The sequence below is a fragment of the Variovorax sp. S12S4 genome, from assembly GCF_023195515.1.
GTDB lineage: Bacteria > Pseudomonadota > Gammaproteobacteria > Burkholderiales > Burkholderiaceae_C > Variovorax.
The window spans coordinates 728,685-746,111 of record NZ_JALPKR020000002.1 but is presented as its reverse complement, the minus strand read 5'-3'; the positions used below and the strand labels follow the sequence as shown (position 1 = coordinate 746,111).

Annotated in this window: 19 protein-coding genes and 1 tRNA gene; 8 read left to right on the top strand and 12 right to left on the bottom strand. The window is 65.2% G+C overall.

The genetic code is table 11. From position 1 onward, the window contains the following. Positions 1–25: 25 nt before the first annotated feature. From pilB to M0765_RS03950, 3 genes are all read right to left on the bottom strand, one after another. Positions 26–1,765, bottom strand: coding sequence for a type IV-A pilus assembly ATPase PilB (gene pilB / locus M0765_RS03960; protein WP_258502153.1), 1,740 nt, complete (start codon positions 1,763–1,765; stop codon positions 26–28). Between the two features lie 115 nt (positions 1,766–1,880). Continuing rightward, positions 1,881–1,957 (bottom strand) — tRNA-Pro (locus M0765_RS03955). A gap of 49 nt (positions 1,958–2,006) precedes the next feature. Further along, a complete protein-coding gene (locus M0765_RS03950) occupies positions 2,007–2,999 on the bottom strand; it encodes a polyprenyl synthetase family protein (RefSeq protein WP_258502152.1) in 993 nt (330 codons plus the stop codon). Between the two features lie 190 nt (positions 3,000–3,189). Between M0765_RS03950 and rplU the strand changes: the two genes are divergently transcribed. From rplU to proB, 4 genes are all read left to right on the top strand, one after another. Beyond that, the gene (rplU, locus tag M0765_RS03945; RefSeq protein WP_028259151.1) at positions 3,190–3,501 is read left to right on the top strand and encodes a 50S ribosomal protein L21; all 312 of its coding nucleotides are present in this window, start codon (positions 3,190–3,192) and stop codon (positions 3,499–3,501) included. 12 nt (positions 3,502–3,513) lie between these two features. Continuing rightward, complete coding sequence (rpmA, locus tag M0765_RS03940) at positions 3,514–3,771, top strand: 50S ribosomal protein L27 (RefSeq protein ID WP_015866991.1); 258 nt, start codon at positions 3,514–3,516, stop codon at positions 3,769–3,771. A 70-nt stretch (positions 3,772–3,841) separates the two neighbouring features. Continuing rightward, complete coding sequence (gene cgtA / locus M0765_RS03935; protein ID WP_258502151.1) at positions 3,842–4,918, top strand: Obg family GTPase CgtA; 1,077 nt, start codon at positions 3,842–3,844, stop codon at positions 4,916–4,918. A 111-nt stretch (positions 4,919–5,029) separates the two neighbouring features. Continuing rightward, positions 5,030–6,169 carry a glutamate 5-kinase gene (gene proB / locus M0765_RS03930; protein WP_258502150.1) on the top strand — a complete coding sequence of 380 codons (1,140 nt, stop codon included), beginning with the start codon at positions 5,030–5,032 and terminating at the stop codon, positions 6,167–6,169. 32 nt (positions 6,170–6,201) lie between these two features. Here proB and M0765_RS03925 read toward each other — a convergent pair whose 3' ends face one another. Continuing rightward, positions 6,202–6,795: a CNP1-like family protein gene (locus M0765_RS03925; RefSeq protein ID WP_258502148.1), complete on the bottom strand. Its 594-nt coding sequence runs from the start codon at positions 6,793–6,795 to the stop codon at positions 6,202–6,204. Then, positions 6,743–7,411, bottom strand: a complete 669-nt coding sequence (locus M0765_RS03920) for an RNA pyrophosphohydrolase (protein WP_126747149.1) — start codon at positions 7,409–7,411, stop codon at positions 6,743–6,745. Before M0765_RS03920 ends, M0765_RS03925 begins: the two co-directional genes overlap by 53 nt. Positions 7,412–7,555: 144 nt before the next feature. Here M0765_RS03920 and M0765_RS03915 point away from each other — a divergent pair, with 144 nt between their 5' ends. Next, positions 7,556–9,301: a proline--tRNA ligase gene (locus tag M0765_RS03915; protein ID WP_258502147.1), complete on the top strand. Its 1,746-nt coding sequence runs from the start codon at positions 7,556–7,558 to the stop codon at positions 9,299–9,301. Next, complete coding sequence (locus M0765_RS03910) at positions 9,298–9,954, top strand: lytic transglycosylase domain-containing protein (protein ID WP_258502145.1); 657 nt, start codon at positions 9,298–9,300, stop codon at positions 9,952–9,954. The genes M0765_RS03915 and M0765_RS03910 overlap by 4 nt, the downstream gene beginning before the upstream one ends. 25 nt (positions 9,955–9,979) lie before the next feature. On the opposite strand, the gene M0765_RS03905 is transcribed toward M0765_RS03910, so the two are convergent. The 6 genes from M0765_RS03905 to hemA form a co-directional block, all read right to left on the bottom strand. After that, the gene (locus M0765_RS03905; RefSeq protein WP_258502144.1) at positions 9,980–11,263 is read right to left on the bottom strand and encodes a hemolysin family protein; all 1,284 of its coding nucleotides are present in this window, start codon (positions 11,261–11,263) and stop codon (positions 9,980–9,982) included. Positions 11,264–11,406: 143 nt separating this feature from the next. Further along, positions 11,407–11,910 carry a cupin domain-containing protein gene (locus M0765_RS03900; protein ID WP_258502143.1) on the bottom strand — a complete coding sequence of 168 codons (504 nt, stop codon included), beginning with the start codon at positions 11,908–11,910 and terminating at the stop codon, positions 11,407–11,409. A 17-nt stretch (positions 11,911–11,927) separates the two neighbouring features. Next, entirely contained in the window at positions 11,928–12,257 is a 330-nt protein-coding gene (gene grxD / locus M0765_RS03895) for a Grx4 family monothiol glutaredoxin (protein ID WP_124960760.1), read from the bottom strand. A 31-nt stretch (positions 12,258–12,288) separates the two neighbouring features. Continuing rightward, the gene (prmC, locus tag M0765_RS03890; protein ID WP_258508112.1) at positions 12,289–13,137 is read right to left on the bottom strand and encodes a peptide chain release factor N(5)-glutamine methyltransferase; all 849 of its coding nucleotides are present in this window, start codon (positions 13,135–13,137) and stop codon (positions 12,289–12,291) included. Positions 13,138–13,139: 2 nt separating this feature from the next. Beyond that, positions 13,140–14,228, bottom strand: a complete 1,089-nt coding sequence (gene prfA / locus M0765_RS03885) for a peptide chain release factor 1 (protein ID WP_258502141.1) — start codon at positions 14,226–14,228, stop codon at positions 13,140–13,142. 98 nt (positions 14,229–14,326) lie between these two features. After that, positions 14,327–15,598: a glutamyl-tRNA reductase gene (gene hemA / locus M0765_RS03880; protein WP_157615526.1), complete on the bottom strand. Its 1,272-nt coding sequence runs from the start codon at positions 15,596–15,598 to the stop codon at positions 14,327–14,329. Positions 15,599–15,740: 142 nt separating this feature from the next. Here hemA and M0765_RS03875 point away from each other — a divergent pair, with 142 nt between their 5' ends. Together M0765_RS03875 and M0765_RS03870 are read left to right on the top strand one after the other, a co-directional pair. Continuing rightward, positions 15,741–16,019 carry a hypothetical protein gene (locus M0765_RS03875; RefSeq protein WP_258502140.1) on the top strand — a complete coding sequence of 93 codons (279 nt, stop codon included), beginning with the start codon at positions 15,741–15,743 and terminating at the stop codon, positions 16,017–16,019. A gap of 149 nt (positions 16,020–16,168) precedes the next feature. Then, on the top strand, positions 16,169–16,945 hold the full coding sequence (locus M0765_RS03870) for a Crp/Fnr family transcriptional regulator (protein ID WP_258502139.1): 777 nt from the start codon (positions 16,169–16,171) through the stop codon (positions 16,943–16,945). Positions 16,946–16,979: 34 nt separating this feature from the next. On the opposite strand, the gene M0765_RS03865 is transcribed toward M0765_RS03870, so the two are convergent. Further along, a complete protein-coding gene (locus tag M0765_RS03865; RefSeq protein ID WP_258508109.1) occupies positions 16,980–17,426 on the bottom strand; it encodes a flagella synthesis protein FlgN in 447 nt (148 codons plus the stop codon). Position 17,427 lies beyond the last annotated feature (1 nt).

Sequence of the window (17,427 nt, the reverse complement as noted above, 5' to 3'; positions counted from 1 at the left end):
TCTCCGATTTCTTACGGTGTGTTCGTTATTCGTTGGTGACCGCCACCACTTCTTCGAGTGAGGTGAGCCCTTGCATGACTTTTCTGAGCCCCGACTGCCGCAGCGAGCGAACGCCCTCGGCTTCGGACTGGCGCGCAATGTCCAATGCGCTGCCGTCGCGCAGGATGATGGCCTGGATGGCTTCGGAGATCGGCATCACCTGGTAGATGCCGACGCGACCCTTGTAGCCGCCGTTGCACGCGGAGCAGCCGACCGGGCGATAGGGCTTCCAGGAGCCATCGAGCTCTTCTTCCTTGAAGCCGGCGTCGAGCAAGGCCTGGCGCGGCACGTCGGCCGGCGCACGGCAGAGATGGCACAAGCGGCGGGCCAGCCGCTGCGCAGTGATCAGGATGACGCTCGACGCAATATTGAACGGTGCGATGCCCATGTTCCGCATGCGCGTGAGCGTGGTCGGCGCGTCGTTCGTGTGCAGCGTCGAAAGCACCAGGTGGCCCGTTTGCGCGGCCTTGATCGAGATGTCGGCCGTTTCGAGGTCCCGGATTTCACCGACCATGATGATGTCGGGATCCTGCCGGAGAAAGGCGCGCAGCGCGGCGGCGAACGTGAGTCCGGCACGTTCGTTGACGTTGACCTGGTTCACCCCGGGCAGGTTGATTTCAGACGGGTCTTCTGCCGTGGCGATGTTGACGCCCGGCTGGTTCAGCAGGTTCAGGCAGGTGTAGAGCGACACCGTTTTTCCGGAGCCCGTAGGGCCCGTCACCAGCACCATGCCGTAGGGACGGCCGATTGCATTCAGCAGCCGTTCCTTTTCATCCGCGTCGTAACCGAGCGCATCGATGCCCAGGCGCGCGCTGCTCGGATCCAGGATACGGATCACGATCTTCTCGCCGAACAGCGTGGGCAGGGTGCTCACGCGGAAGTCGATCACGCGGTCCGGGCCGATCTTGAGCTTCATGCGCCCGTCTTGCGGAATGCGTTTTTCGGAGATGTCGAGCCGGGAGATGACCTTGATCCGCGAGGCCAGCTTGTCCTTGATGAGCGTCGGCGGGCTGGCGATCTCGCGCAGTTCGCCGTCGATGCGAAAGCGCACCCGGTAGTTGTGCTCGTAGGGTTCGAAGTGAATGTCCGATGCGCGCATGCTGACGCCGTCGAGCAGCATCTTGTGCAGGAACCGGACGACCGGGGCATCCTCGACTTCGGCGATGGCCGCCTGCTCGTTCGTATCGCCCGAGGTATCGGCCGTGACGTCGTCGAACTCGAAATCCCCGCCGCCGACGATATTGTTGAGGGTTTCCGACGCGCTGACAGCGGCGGCCTCGATCATTCGCGACAGCTTGTCGTATTCGGCAATGACCCAGTCCACGCCCATTTGCGACGCGAACTTGATCTTTTCCACCGCCTGCTGGTCGGAGGGATCCGCGGTTGCAACGATGAGACGGTTGTTGCGCTTGCTGAGCACCACGATGCGGTATGCAAGGCACAGCTTCGGGTCGAGCAGGTCCTTGGGCAGCCGCTGGTGGTCGATTGCGTCCAGGTCGAGCAACGGGGCGCCGAAGGCGGAAGAAAGCGTGTGGGCCAGGTCGGCGGCCGAGACGGCGCCGCTGCCGGTCAGTTCGGCAATGAAGCTGGTTCGGCTGCTCAGCGACTTCTGATAGATGTCTTCCGCTGTCTTTGCAGGGAGTTTGCCGGCCGAAACCAATGCGCGCGCAAGGCCCGGAAGGGCGATTTGCGTGTTTTCTTTAACAGGAAGTTCGGCGGCAGCCATTCAGCGAATTGCAAAAGATGTGAAAAAATGCTTCACGATCATCGCTGAACACCCGCGTCCTGTAAATCGCTACACAGCAACAGGCACGGGCATTATTGGTGCCAGCCTAAGAGACTGGTCGGGGTGAGAGGATTCGAACCTCCGGCCTCTACGTCCCGAACGTAGCGCTCTACCAGGCTAAGCTACACCCCGATTGGTTGCAAAAAGAGAGAAGTCGTCCTTGCCAACTCTTGTGAGGTGTTCAGGCACGTCGCTCAAGCAACTGAGCCGCCAATTGTAGCAAACCGTCGGCGTGCAAATTGGACGGAAAGTCGCGCAGTGCGTGAATCGCACGTTTCGCTTCGTCGGCGGCGGCGGCACGCGATGCTTCCAGCGCCCCCGTGCTATGGACGATTTCCACGATCTTGCCCAGTTGGGCCGTGTCGCCTGCCTGGATTGCCGCGCGCACCAGTGCGGCCTGCTCGGCGTTGCCGCGCCGCATGGCGAAGATCAGTGGCAGCGTGGTCTTGCCTTCACGAAGGTCGTCGCCCACGTTCTTGCCTGTTTCATGCGCATCCCCGGCATAGTCGAGCACGTCGTCGATGACCTGGAACGCCGTGCCCAGCGCTTGGCCGTAGGTGGCGCAGGCCTCCTCGACTTCGGGCGTGGCGCTGGCCAGAACGGCGGCAAGCCGCGTGCTGGCTTCGAAAAGCTTGGCGGTCTTGGAGCGGATCACGCGCAGATAGGCGGCTTCGTCCAGCGAGGCGTCATGCATGTTCATCAACTGCAACACTTCGCCTTCGGCGATCACGTTGGTCGCTTCGGCCAGAATTTGCATGATGCGCATGTTGTTCGCATCCAACATCATCTGGAAAGCGCGCGAGTACAGGAAGTCGCCGACCAGCACGCTGGCCGGGTTCCCGAACGATTCGTTGGCCGTGGGGCGCCCGCGCCGCAGGGTCGATTCATCGACCACGTCGTCGTGCAGCAGCGTGGCGGTGTGGATGAACTCCACCACCGCCGCCAGGTTGAAGCGCTGCTCGCCGGTGTACCCAAGGGCTCCCGACATGAGCAGCAGCAGTGCCGGGCGCAGCCGCTTTCCCCCTGCGGAGATGATGTACTTGGAAACCTGGCTGACCAGGGGCACGCCCGTATCGAGGCGCCGCGCAATCACACGGTCGACTTCGACCATGTCGCCGGCGATCAAATCCAGCACGGTGGCGGTGGGGGAGGTATCGGCGGCGTGAACTGGCAAGGCGTTTGCGCGCGGCGCGTCTGAGTACGGAAGGTAGCGGCGGCACAAGGCCGGAAGGCGCAGATTATAGGGACGAGCCGGCGGCCGTCCGAGGCCCGCCTGGGCCCAAACCATGTTAGCGCGTGCAAACCGTGCTAGAATCTAGGGCTCTGCGGAATTCGCCGTAGAGCTCATTTCCCAAGAGGTTCACATGTACGCGGTCATAAAAACCGGCGGCAAGCAGTATCGCGTTGCTTCCGGCGAAAAAATTAAAGTAGAACAGATTGCTGCGGATGTAGGCCAGGAAATCGTGATCGATCAGGTTCTCGCAGTCGGCAACGGCAGCGAAATCAAGGTCGGTACGCCCCTGGTGTCCGGCGCAACGGTGACAGTCACGGTACTGTCGCACGGCAAGCACGACAAGGTTCGCATCTTCAAGATGCGCCGTCGTAAGCACTATCAGAAACGTCAAGGCCATCGCCAGCAGTTCACCGAACTGCAAATCGGCGCGATCGCCGGCTAAGGAGCAGATTCCATGGCACAGAAAAAAGGCGGCGGCTCAACGCGAAACGGGCGCGATTCCAAGCCCAAGATGCTCGGTGTGAAGGCCTTCGGCGGCGAACTGATCAGCGCAGGCTCGATCATCGTGCGCCAGCGCGGCACCCAGTTCCACCCCGGCGTGAACGTCGGCGTGGGCAAGGACCACACGCTGTTCGCACTGGTCGACGGCCACGTGTCGTTCGGCGTCAAGGGCGCACTGAACAAGCACATGGTCAACGTGACCCCGGCATAAGCCCAGGTCACTTCGATCAGCTCGAAGCCCCGCTTTGCCGGGGCTTCTTCATTTGTACACTGGATACCCCATGAAGTTCGTCGACGAAGCCTTCATCGACATCGCCGCTGGCGATGGCGGCAACGGCTGCGTGTCGTTCCGTCATGAAAAATACAAGGAATTCGGCGGCCCCAACGGCGGCGACGGCGGCCGCGGCGGCCATGTCTACGCGGTGGCCGATTCCAACCTCAACACCCTGGTCGACTTCCGCTATTCGCGCCGCCACGAGGCCAAGCGCGGCGAGCACGGCATGGGCTCCGACATGTTCGGCGCGGCCGGCGACGACATCGTCCTGAAGATGCCCGTCGGCACCATCATCAGCGATGCCGAAACCGGCGAAGTGCTGTATGAGCTGCTGAAAGAAGGCGAAGTCATCACCATTGCCAAGGGTGGCGACGGCGGCTTCGGGAACATGCGCTTCAAGAGCGCCATCAACCGCGCTCCCCGCCAGAAAACGCCTGGCTGGCCCGGCGAAAAGAAAAGCCTCAAGCTCGAACTCAAGGTGCTTGCCGACGTCGGCCTGCTCGGTATGCCCAATGCGGGCAAGTCGACGCTGATCAGCGCCATCTCGAACGCCCGCCCGCGCATTGCGGACTATCCCTTCACCACGCTGCATCCGAATCTCGGCGTGGTTCGCGTGGGCCCGGAGCAGAGTTTCGTGGTGGCGGACCTTCCCGGCCTGATCGAAGGCGCTTCGGAAGGGGCCGGCCTGGGCCACCTGTTCCTGCGTCACCTCCAGCGGACCCGCCTGCTGCTGCACGTGATCGATCTTGCACCGTTCGACGAGTCCGTCGATCCCGTGGCGCAGGCCAAGGCCATCGTCGGCGAGCTGAAGAAGTACGACACCGCGCTCTACGAGAAGCCGCGCTGGCTCGTGCTCAACAAGCTCGACATGGTGCCCGGCGACGAGCGCGCGGCTCGCATCAAGGACTTCGTGAAGCGCATGCGCTTCAAGGGTCCGGTGTTCGAGATCTCCGCGCTCACGCGCGAGGGCTGCGAGCATCTGGTGCAGGCGGTGTATCAGCACATCAAGGCGCAGCAGGTAGCTGAACAGGTTCCGGCCGAGGTCGATCCGCGCTTCACCGAATTGCCGCCCGATCCAAACTGAGAGCCGCGCGGCCTCGCCGGGCATCCGATGCCCGCTTCGAGGCCGATGCAACACCAGCTTTCCACACATAGCAGAACAAGCAGCTTTCAAGACCGACCGCCACAGCCTCAAATGACCTCGAATTCCGGATCCACTGCATTGCGGGACGCCCGCCGAATCGTCGTCAAGGTGGGCTCGAGCCTCGTTACCAACGAAGGACGGGGCTTGGACGAGGGCGCCATCGGCGAATGGTGCCGCCAGCTTGCGGCGCTGGTGCGCGATGGGCGAGAGGTCGTGATGGTGTCGAGCGGCGCCATTGCCGAAGGCATGAAACGCCTTGGCTGGCGCACCCGGCCGCACGAGGTGCACGAGCTCCAGGCGGCCGCCGCCGTCGGGCAGATGGGCCTGGCCCAGATGTACGAGACCAAGCTGCGCGAGAACGAAATGGGCAGCGCGCAGGTGCTGCTGACCCATGCCGACCTCGCCGACCGCGAGCGCTATCTCAATGCACGCTCTACGCTCGTCACGCTGCTGAGGCTCGGCGTGGTGCCGGTCATCAACGAGAACGACACCGTCGTCAACGACGAGATCAAGTTCGGCGACAACGACACGCTCGGCGCACTCGTCGCCAACCTGGTCGAGGCCGATGCGCTCGTCATCCTCACCGACCAGAAGGGCCTCTTCACCGCCGATCCGCGCAAGGACCCGGACGCCAAGTTCGTGCACGAGGCGGCGGCGGGCGATCCCGCGCTCGAAGCCATGGCGGGCGGAGCGGGCTCCAGCCTCGGCCGCGGCGGCATGATCACGAAGATCCTGGCGGCCAAGCGCGCCGCCGGCTCCGGCGCTTCCACCGTGATTGCCTGGGGCCGCGAACCCGACGCCCTGCTGCGCCTGGCACGCGGTGAACCGATTGGCACGCTGCTGGTTGCACAGACGGCCAAGCACCAGGCCCGCAAGCGCTGGATGGCCGACCACCTGCAGCTGCGCGGCTCCGTGACCGTCGATGCCGGCGCCGCGGGCAAGGTGCGCGCAGAAGGCAAGAGCCTGCTGCCCATCGGCATGACGGGCGTCTCGGGTGAGTTTTCGCGCGGCGATGTGATTGCCGTGCGCGACACCGACGGCGTCGAGCTGGCCCGCGGCCTGGCGAACTACTCGAGCGTCGAAGCCCGCCTGCTGTGCCGCAAGCCCTCATCGGAGTTCGAGCGCTTGCTGGGCTATGTTGCGGAGCCAGAGATGGTGCACCGCGACAACATGGTGTTGATGCCGAGCTGATGAAAAACGGGGCCCAAGGCCCCGTTACTGTTTCACTGAACTTCGCGAACCGGATTGCGCAGGTTTCGCACCATGTCCCCGACCGAATTGCGCGGCGCATTGCCGCGGCACAGCGCCTGGGTCGACAGTGCCTTCGCGTAGCGCGAGTTCAGGTCGTCGATGCGCTTCCACTCGGGCGTCTTGGTTTCCTGCCAGGTCCCGTTGTTGTAGCGGGCATAGCTCTTCATCTCCGCGGTCGAACAGCGCACGCCTTCGTAGAACGCGTTGGCGCCCCCGCCGTTGCGGTTCTGCGCCACCACCACGTAGCGCACGATGCCGTCCGGCGTGATGGCGATGGTGTTCGGATCGACGCCGAACTTCAGCGTCATGTAGGGAGGCATCTCGATCGGCAGCAGACGGCTCTCGCTGAATGCGGGCGGCGGTGGCGCCGTGGTTTCCGCCCACTCGGTGTCCGCCTCGGTCCGCTTGGGCGGCGGCGGCATGCCGGACTGCGCCCAGTCGGGGTTGTCGGTGTCGTGCTTGCCCGATGCGCATCCGGCAAGCACGGCCACGCACAGGAGAAGCAGGGCGCGTTCAGCGTTGCGACGGAAGGAAAGGCGCTTTGTTGTCGGGAGAAGAAGGTTCATCGCTCACTGAAGGAATGTCGGGATGCGGATCGAAACTGCCGCCGGGCGGCAGGTCCAGGCCCGCGGGCGCGCCGCCGTCTGGCGTGTGGCGCTCGAACTCTCGCGCGCGCACATTGCTGCGCAGAAAACGGTTGCGGAAATCCTGCCGCGGCAGGTAGCGAGCGAGCTCGGTCAGTGCCATCTCGTAGACGCCGCGTTTGAATTCGACGACCACATCGAGCGGCACCCAGTAATCGTGCCATCGCCAGGCGTCGAACTCGGGGTGGTCGGTCGCACGCAGGTTCAAGTCCCAGTCGTGACCGATCAATTGCAGCAAATACCAGATTTGCTTCTGGCCCTTGTAGTGGCCCCGTGCGTCACGGCGAATGAACCGATCCGGCACCTCGTAGCGCAACCAGTCACGGGTACGGGCCACGATGCGCACGTGCTCCGGATGGAGCCCGACTTCCTCGTGCAGTTCCCGGAACATGGCTTGTTCGGGACTTTCCCCGCGGTCTATGCCGCCTTGCGGAAACTGCCAGGAATGCGTGCGAATGCGTTTGCCCCAGAAAACCTGGTTTCTCTGGTTGAGCAGGATGATGCCGACGTTGGGCCTGAAGCCGTCCCGGTCGAGCATAATCAAACCCCAATTTTTGAACTGAGTCGATTATGCATGCCGGGTTGCGCTCGGCAAGCGGCCAGTTCGAGGCTCACGGGTTCCCGGAGGTCTCTCCCGGCGCCTGTTTTCCCTACGACTTTGAATCCACCAGCGCGATCCCCGATGAAAGCTTCCCGATTTTTTGTCTCCACCCTCAAGGAAGCGCCGGCCGACGCCGAAGTCGCGAGCCATCGGCTCATGATGCGCGCCGGCATGATCAAGAAGCTCGGCACCGGCATCTATACGTACATGCCCATGGGCCTGCGTGTGATCCGCAAGGTCGAGGCCATCGTGCGCGAGGAAATGAACCGCGCCGGCGCCGTCGAGCTCACGATGCCCGTGGTGCAGCCGGCCGAGTTCTGGCAGGAGACCGGCCGCTTCGACAAGATGGGCCCCGAGCTGCTGCGCATCAAGGACCGGCATGACCGCGACTTCGTGATTCAGCCGACCAGCGAAGAAGTGGTGACCGACATCGCGCGCCAGGAAATCCGCAGCTACAAGCAGCTGCCGAAGAATTTCTATCAGATCCAGACCAAGTTCCGTGATGAGCGCCGTCCGCGCTTCGGCCTCATGCGTGGCCGCGAGTTCATCATGAAGGACGCCTACAGCTTCGACCGCGACCTGGACGCCGCCAAGGCCAGCTACCAGGTCATGGCCGATGCGTATCGCCGCATCTTCGACCGCTTTGGCCTGCGCTACCGTGCCGTGGCGGCCGACAGCGGCGCCATTGGCGGCGACCTGAGCGAAGAGTTCCAGGTGATTGCCGCCACCGGCGAAGACGCCATCGTCTATTGCCCCGAGAGCAATTACGCCGCCAACATGGAAAAGGCCGAGGCGCTGCCCCCGGCCGGCCCGCGCCCGGCCGCGGCCAAGTCGCTCGAGAAAACGTCCACCCCCGGCAAGAGCACCTGCGCCGACGTGGCCGAGCTGCTCGGCGTGCCGCTCTCGACCACGGTCAAGTCGCTGGTGCTGGCAACCGACATCGTCGACGAGGCCGGCAACCTGAAGGGCTCGCAGGTGTGGCTGCTGCTCCTGCGCGGCGACCACGACATGAACGAGATCAAGGTCAGCAAGGTGCCGGGCCTGGACAAGGGCTTCCGCTTCGCGACCCTGGCCGAGATCGAAGACCACTTCGGCTGCAAGCCCGGCTACCTGGGCCCGCTGAACCTCAAGAAGGCCGTCAAGCTCGTGGCAGACCGCGAAGTTGCCGTCATGGCCGACTGGATCACCGGCGCCAATGAGATCGACTTTCACATGACCGGCGTCAACTGGGGCCGCGACCTGCCCGAGCCCGAGCTCGTGGCCGACCTGCGCAACGTGGTGGCGGGCGACGCTTCACCCGACGGCAAGGGCGTGCTCGCCATCGAGCGCGGCATCGAGGTCGGCCACGTGTTCGTGCTCGGCACCAAGTACAGCAAGGACATGAGCGCCACCTATCTTGACGAAGCCGGTAAGCCGCAGTTTCTCGAGATGGGCTGCTACGGCATCGGCATCACGCGCCTGCCCGCCGCCGCCATCGAGCAGAACCACGACGAGCGCGGCATCATCTGGCCGGACGCGCTGGCGCCGTTCACCGTGGTGGTCTGCCCCATCGGCATGGACCGCAGCCCCGAGGTCAAGGTAGCCGCCGAGGCACTCTACGAGCAGCTGCTCGCAGCCGGTGTCGACGTGCTGCTTGACGACCGGGGCGAACGCCCGGGCGCGATGTTCGCCGACTGGGAGCTGATCGGCGTGCCGCACCGCGTGGTCATTTCCGACCGCGGCCTCAAGGAAGGCCAGCTGGAATACCAGCATCGACGCGACACCGCGGCCACCAAGGTGCCGGCCGCCGGCATCGCCGAGTTCATCACCGGCAAGCTCGCGAAATGAGCGTGGAGGGCGGCCTCTCGCGACGCCAGTGCCTGGGCGTCGCCGCGGCGGCGGGTGCCTTGGCGGCGCTGTCGCTGCCGCAGGCCGCCCACGCCGGCGCGCAGATCGAAGAGCCGCTGATCGACTCGGTGCGCACCGCGCTGAGTTCGGCCATCCACAACAAGGCGCCGCCGGTTCCCGAGTTTTCGAGCACCGAAGCCCGCTTGAACTATCTGCGCTGGCTCGGCGAAATGAGCGAGCGCCTCAAGAAGAAGATTGCCGACTGGCCCACGCGCAAGGAGTTCCTGCAGACCGTCTGGTATGAAGCCAAGCGCTCCGGCCTCGACGTGAGCCTGGTGCTGGGGCTCATCCAGGTCGAGAGCAACTTCCGCAAGTTCGCGGTGTCCAGCGCCGGTGCGCGGGGCTACATGCAGGTCATGCCGTTCTGGACCCGCGTGATCGGCGACAGCGACCCCGCCAAGCTGTTCCACATGCAGACCAACCTGCGCTTCGGCTGCGTCATCCTGCGCCACTATCTCGACCGCGAGAAGGGCGACCTGTACATGACCCTCGGCCGCTACAACGGCAGCCGCGGCAAGTCGCCGTACCCCAACGCCGTGTTTGCCAACCAGCGCCTCTGGACCTTCGTGGAGAGAGACCGCGCAGCCGCCTGATCACTGCGCGAAGACTGGGGGCGAGCTAAGTGCGTGTGACCATCACCTGGTCGATGCGGTAGCTGTCGACGTCCATCACCTCGAAGGTGTAGCCGCCCCAGCTCACGCTGTCGGTGCGCTTGGGCACGCGGCGCAGCATCACCATCAGGAAGCCCGCCAGGGTTTCGTATTCGTCCGAATGCGGCAGCTCGTCGATGTGCAAGGCACGCTGCACATCCTGGATCGGTGTCACGCCGTCGATCAGCCACGAATTCTCGTCGCGCTTCACGATCTGCTCTTCGTCCGGCAGCGACACCAGATCGCCCATCACCGTGCTCATCACGTCGTTCAGCGTGATCACGCCCACCACCAGGCTGTACTCGTTGACGATGATCGCGAAGTCTTCATGCGCCTGCTGGAACTGCTCGAGCACTTCGGTGAGCGACAGCCGGTCGGGGATGACCAACGCCTTGTGCAGCGGCAGCCCCTTGTCGAAGGCCAGCGGCTGCCCGCTCAGCACGCGCTGGAACATGTCCTTCGCATCGACATACCCGAGCACGTGGTCGATGTCGCCGTCGCACACCGGGTAGGCAGAGAAAGGCTCGGCCACGATGCGCGCGCGCAGCACCGACTCCGGGTCGTCGTGCAGAAACCAGGCGATGTTGTCGCGCACCGTCATTACGCTGCTCACCAGGCGCGTGTCCAGTTCGAACACATTGGCGATCACCTGTTGCTCGCGCACCGCGAGCACGCCCGCGCGCGCGCCGGCCTCGGTCATGGCCAGGATGTCGGCCGAGGTGATCTTGTCGTCGCGCACGAGCGGCATGCCCAGCACCTTGAAGAGCATGTCAGTCGAACGGGTGAACAGCCACACCAGCGGCTTGAACGCCGTGATCAGCAGCAGCATCGGCCCGACCATGCGCACGGCGATGTGCTCCGGGTTGCTCATGCCCAGCCGCTTGGGAAACAGGTCGGCGAAAACCAGGAACACCGCGATGACGATCACGAACGAGCACAGGAAAGCCACGTTCGCCGAGGCTTCCACACTCATCCAGTTCTCGAAGAAGCGCGCGAAGTACGGGCTGAGCGAGCCCTCACCCACCACGCCGCCGAGAATGGCCACCGCGTTGAGGCCGATCTGCACCACCGTGAAGTAGTGGCCCGGCTGCTCCTGCACGCGCAGCACGCGCTCGGCCCGCGGGTCGCCGTCGTCGGCCATCTGGCGCAGGCGCAGGCGCCGCGACGCGGCAAGAGTGATCTCGGCAAGTGAGAAGAATGCGCTCATCGCGATCAGAAAGACGATGATGAGCAGGCTTTGGGTCAGGGTCATGGTGGCACTTCGAAGAGTGCCATGGTGCCATGGCCCGGGCACGTTCCAGCGAACACTGCGGAACCGGCTTTGCCGGGCCGCCGGTGTTGCCCCCGGAAAGGGGAAGGGAGAAGCGACACGCAGTGCGCGCAGCCGGGGAGAGCCTACATCCCGCCGTGCGGGTGCGTCGGATCGACCCAGAGCACCGATTCCGGTTTTTCCACCGGCTCGATGTCGAGATTGACGGCCACGGCCTCGCCGTCGCTGCGGCACAGCACGCACTCGAGCGGCTCGGTCGCGCTGGCGTTGATTTCCTGGTGCGGCACGTAGGGCGGCACGTAGATGAAGTCGCCCGGTCCGGCTTCGGCCGTGAACTCGAGCTTTTCTCCCCAGCGCATGCGCGCGCGGCCGCGCACGACATAGATCACCGATTCGAGAGGCCCGTGGTGATGCGCGCCGGTCTTGGCATCGGCATGGATGGTGACGGTGCCGGCCCACAGCTTCTGCGCACCGACGCGGGCAAAGTTGATGGCTGCCGCCCGGTTCATGCCGGGCGTCTGGGCCGTGTTGACGTCGAGCTGGTTGGCCGCGACCACGCGCACGCCGTCGTGCTTCCACGCCGGCGCCGGAGCGCCATCGTGCGAGTGGCCGTCGTGGTCGTGGCTCATGGCGGGCCTGAAAAGAATCAGGCGGGGTTGCTGCCGCCCAGCACTTGCTGCAGCTCGCCCGATTCGTACATCTCCATCATGATGTCCGAGCCGCCCACGAATTCGCCCTTCACGTAGAGCTGGGGAATCGTCGGCCAGTTGCTGTATTCCTTGATGCCCTGGCGGATGCCGTCGTCTTCGAGCACGTTGACCGTCTTGAGCGTCTTGGTGTCGACGCCGACCGCCTTGAGGATCTGGATGGCACGGCCGGAAAAGCCGCACATCGGAAAGCTCGCGTTGCCCTTCATGAAGAGCACGAGGTCGTTGGTCTTGACGAGATCGTCGATGCGTTGTTGAGCGTCGGACATGGGGACTCCTGAAAAAGTGGGCTTGAGGGGATTATTTCACCGGGCGCCAGATTCCGCCGGAACAGCGCGCGATGCCGGCAAGGTCATCGCGGCTTTGGACTTCCGCGAAACCGCGTGTTTCCAGCAACTGGCGCACGGCCGCGGCCTGGTCATGGCCGTGTTCCAGCAGCAGCCAGCCGCCTTCTGCGAGGTGTGAGGGCGCGTTCTGCACGATCTGGCGGATGTCGTCGAGCCCGTCGGCCCCTGCAACCAGCGCGGCCGGGGGCTCGTGCCGCAGCGCGGGCAGATGCGGATCGTCGATGGCGATGTAAGGCGGATTGCTGGCAATGACCGTGTAGCCGTGGGCCGCGCCCTCCAGCCAGTTCGCCTGGCTGAACCGCACCGGAAGGCCGAGGCGCTCGGCATTGGCCTGGGCGACGGCCAGTGCGTCGGCGCTGGCATCGACCGCGTCGACCTGCGCGTCCGGCCGCGCATGCTGCAGCGCCAGCGCGATGGCCCCGCTGCCGGTGCCCAGGTCGAGCACGCGCGGGGCATCACGGCCTTCGAGGCATTCCAGGGCCCACTCGACCAGCGTTTCGGTGTCGGGGCGCGGCACCAGCACCCGCGCGTCCACTTGCAGCGAGAGGCCGTGAAATTCCTTTTCGCCGAGCAGGTAGGCCACCGGCTCGCCCTTCCGCCGGCGCGACAGCCGTTCCGAGAGCATGGACCACGCCGCATCGGACATCGCATCGGTGTCGTGCGCCAGCAGCCACGCGCGGTCGTGCGGCGCGCGGCCCAGCGCATGGAGCAGCAGCAACTGGGCATCGAGCCTGTCGATGCCCAGCGCCACCGCCGCAGCCAGCGCCTGCGCCACGGTGGACGGCGCGGTGGCAGTCGTCATCGTCACGCCGGCAGGCTCGATTCGAGCTCGGCCAGCTGCTCGGCCTCGCGCGCCGCGCGCAGGGCGTCCAGCACGTCGCCGAGGTCGCCCTCCATGATCGCCAGCAGCTTGTAGAGCGTGAGATTGATGCGGTGGTCGGTGAGCCGGCCCTGCGGAAAGTTGTAGGTGCGAATGCGGTCCGAGCGGTCGCCGCTGCCGATCAGGCCCTTGCGCATGGCCGCATCCTTGGCGGCGCGCTCGCTGCGCTCCTTCTCCTGGATGCGCGCGGAGAGCACCTGCAGCGCCTTGGCCTTGTTGCGGTGCTGGCTGCGGTCGTCCTGGCACTCGGCCACGATGCCGGTCGGAATGTGCGTGATGCGCACCGCCGAATCGGTCTTGTTGATGTGCTGGCCGCCGGCGCCGCTAGCGCGGTAGGTATCGATGCGCAGGTCGGCCGGGTTGATCTGCACCGCCACCGTTTCGTCGGGCTCGGCCAGCACGGCCACCGTGCAGGCGCTGGTGTGGATGCGGCCTTGGGTTTCGGTGGCCGGCACGCGCTGCACGCGGTGGCCGCCCGACTCGAAGCGCAGGTGCCCGAACACGTCGTCGCCGACGATGCGGATCACCACTTCCTTGTAGCCGCCGAGCTCGCTTTCGCTCTCGCTCACCACCTCGCAGCGCCAGCCGGCGCGCTCGCAATAGCGCGTGTACATGCGCAGCAGGTCGCCAGCGAACAGCGCCGATTCGTCACCGCCAGTGCCGGCACGGATTTCGAGGAATGCGTTGCGCGCATCGTCCGGGTCCTTGGGCAGCAGCAGGCGCTGCAGTTCTTCCTCGAGTTGGGTCAGCTCGGCCTCGGCACCCGCGATTTCTTCCCGCGCCATCTCGGCCATGTCGGGGTCGTCGAGCATTTCGCGCGCGCCGGCAATGTCGGCTTCGCGCTGCTTGTAGCGTTCGAAGCGGCCCGCAATCTGCGTGATTTCGGCATGCTCGCGCGAGATGGTGCGGTACTGCGCCATGTCGCTCATGATGTCTTCGCGCGACAGCAGGAAGTCGAGTTCGCCGAGGCGCTGCGCGTAGCGCTCGAGTTGGTGGCGCAGAAAAGGTTTCACGTCGAGAGGGGCCGAAAAAGAAGGAGGGAGCGCGGCTCGCGGCGGCAAGGCGCGGGATGGCCGCGGCAACCAGGCCGGGCCGGCGGCGGCAAGCGTCGCTAACGCTCTTTGCGCAGGAAGAGCCGCGAAATCGTCTGGGCCGTCTGCTCGCGCGAAGCCGCGTCGCCCGCATGCAGTTCGGCCAGCGCGCCGTGCAGCATCTTCTGCGTGAGACCGCGCGACATGGCCTCGAGCACCGCATCGACCGATTCGCCCTTGGCCAGCAGCTTGCGCGCGCGGGCCATCTCGGCGGCGCGCCACTCGTCGGTCTGGGCGTTGAGCTGCTGAATGAGCGGCACCGTGCCGCGCTGGCGTAGCCAGTGCATGAAGCTTTGCACGCCGGCGTCGATGATGACCTCGGCCTGCGCCACCGCCGCCTGCCGGTTGGCCTGGCCCTGCTGCACCACCTGGGCGAGATCGTCCACGGTGTAGAGATAGATGTCTTCGAGCGCTTTCACTTCGGGCTCGATGTCGCGCGGCACCGCCAGGTCGACCATGAACATCGGGCGGTGCTTGCGGGCCTTCAGCGCGCGCTCCACGGCGCCCAGGCCGATGATGGGCAGCGTGCTCGCGGTGCAGCTCACCACGATGTCGAATTCCGCAAGCCGGCTCGGCAGGTCGGCCAGCCGCATCGCCTCGCCGCCGAAGCGCGAAGCCAGCTTTTCACCGCGCTCCAGCGTGCGGTTGGCAATGGCAATGGACTTCGGGTCCTTGGCCGCGAAGTGCGTCGCGGCCAGGTCGATCATTTCGCCCGCGCCCACGAACAGCACGCGCGTCTGGTGCAGGTCTTCGAAGAGCTGCCCGGCCAGCCGGACCGCGGCAGCCGCCATGCTGATGGAATGCGCGCCGATCTCGGTGGCGGTACGCACTTCTTTCGCGACCGCGAAGGAACGCTGGAACAGCTGGTTGAGCGTGCTGCCGAGTGCGCCGGCGGTTTCGGCCGCGCGCACGGCATCTTTCATCTGGCCGAGGATCTGCGCTTCGCCCAGCACCATGGAGTCGAGCCCGCTGGCCACGCGGAACGCATGGCGCGCAGCTTCGTCGTCGTGCAGCGTGTAGGAGTGCGAGCGCAGCAGCGCCGGTGCCACGCCGCCGTTTTCCGCCAGCCAGCCGACCGTGTGGTCGAGCGCGGCGTGCTCGGCGGCGCAATAGATCTCGGTGCGGTTGCAGGTCGAGATGATCGCGGCCTCGACCTGCGGATGGCGGCCGGAGGCGAACGAACTGCGCAAACTCTGCAGCGTGGGGGCCAACTGATCGAGCGCGAACGCGAAACGACCGCGCAGATCGAGCGGCGCGGTCGTGTGGTTCAACCCGAGGGTCCAGACTGACATATCTCCTGATTATAAAATCAGCAGGAGCTGCGCGGCTGCCGAGGGGTTTGCCGCATAACCAGCAACACGAAAGGGCGCCGCGGGCGCCCTTGGCTTTATCTGGCGGTCCTCGCCTCGACTCCTCCCTTTACTTTCCCCCTCCATGTCCCTCTTGGATCTACTCAACCACCTGCTCAACTTCGTGGCGCCTGCCCTGGCCGTCGGGTTCATGTGCGCGCTGGCGGGCCGGGTTTTCGGCCGCCGGGCGGCAGGTGCGCCATCCTGGTGGGTCCAGGGGGCAATCAACTTCGGCGTGGGGGTGCTGGCGCTTGTGGGCGGGCTGGTCTTTTCTGGTCGCGATGGCGCGATGCTCACCTACGCAGTGCTTGTCGCGGCCTGCGCTACAAGTCAGTGGACAGTCTCGAAAAGTTGGCGGAAATAGGTCAGTAGGGAAACAATTGTTACGCGTTGCGTGTCAAGATGTTACTTAGGTTAATATATTAATTGGAGTGGTAATTTTTCACACTTGAGAACGATTTTGGGCAAACTGCCTTGAGCATGCATTGGCAAGACGGCCCACGGACGGTATAGATGTATTTGCATCCTCTTATTGCCAGCGTTCCCCAGGAAGAACGGGCAGCGTTTGTCCAGCGCATCGAACTTCGTTCCTACCGCCGAAACGAGGTCGTGCTGGGTGCGGATGACTGGACCGACCGTGTGTACTGCGTTGCCACCGGCCTGCTGCGGGTGGTGGTGCAAGGCAGCGAAGACAGCGGCGATGTCACCACCGACTTCATCCGCCAGGACGATCTCTTCCTGAATGCCGCCCCCATCGAGGAGCGCTACCAGCCCGGCGCCATGCTGATTGCGGCATTGCCCACCTCTCTCTACCTTGTGCCCACGCTGGAGCTGCGCGCCCTGTGCGAGCGGCACCCTGCCGTGACCATGGGGCTGCTCGAAGTGGTGATGAAGCGCACCACGGTGCTGCGCAGGCAGATCCGGCAGATTTCCTCGGCCTCGTCCGAGCGGCTTATCAGCCGCATCCTGCATGAGCTCACGGTGCTGGCCCCGGGCACCGGCGGCGGCTACGACAAGCGCATCACCCAGTCGGTCATCGCTTCTTATTCAGGGCTTTCCAGGATGCAGGTCAACAAGACCATGCGGGACCTGGAACGCCGCGGCCTGGTCAGGCGCGACGAGCACGGGGTCTACGTTCCGCCGCACTTCGCGTCGTCGGACTTCCAGGAGCTTGCGCCCGGCGAGGCGAGCCCTCCGAGCCCGCCCGCGAACCCGCCCGGCGAGGTGGGCCCATCGTTCTTTTCGGAATTGTTCGAGGCGCCCAAGTCGGGCAAACCCCGCAAGGGCTGAGCCGCTCGAGGCGGCCGCTGCCTGGTGTCCCTGGCTAGCCGACCGCCAGCCGGGTTCCCGTGCCGCTTGCGGATTTGCGGATGCCGTCCGGCCCGTAGAAAGGCTGGGCGCTGGCCTGCAGGTAGTGCAGTGCGTTCTGCGTGAAATCCAGCTGGCTGTACACCATCGAACCGTTGCGGCGGTTGTCCGCCCTGGCTTGCTCCGCAAGCTCGACCAGTGCCGTCCACGCGGCGATCGACGCTTCGCCGTCGGCAGCCGCGGCCGCATCGGCGCCCGTGCGGCCGGGTTCGAATCCGCGCGCGACCTGGGCCGACTCGCGGGCCTGGTCGAGTGCCGCCATGCGGTCGAGCAGGCCTGTCTTGCGTTCGGTCAGCTGGGGCAGCTCCGCGAAGCGGCCGTTCTTCATAGCGTCCGCTTCCTGGTCGAGCAGGGCCAGGAATTCCTCCACGCAGGACTTCTCCGCCAGCAGGTGAACCAGCATG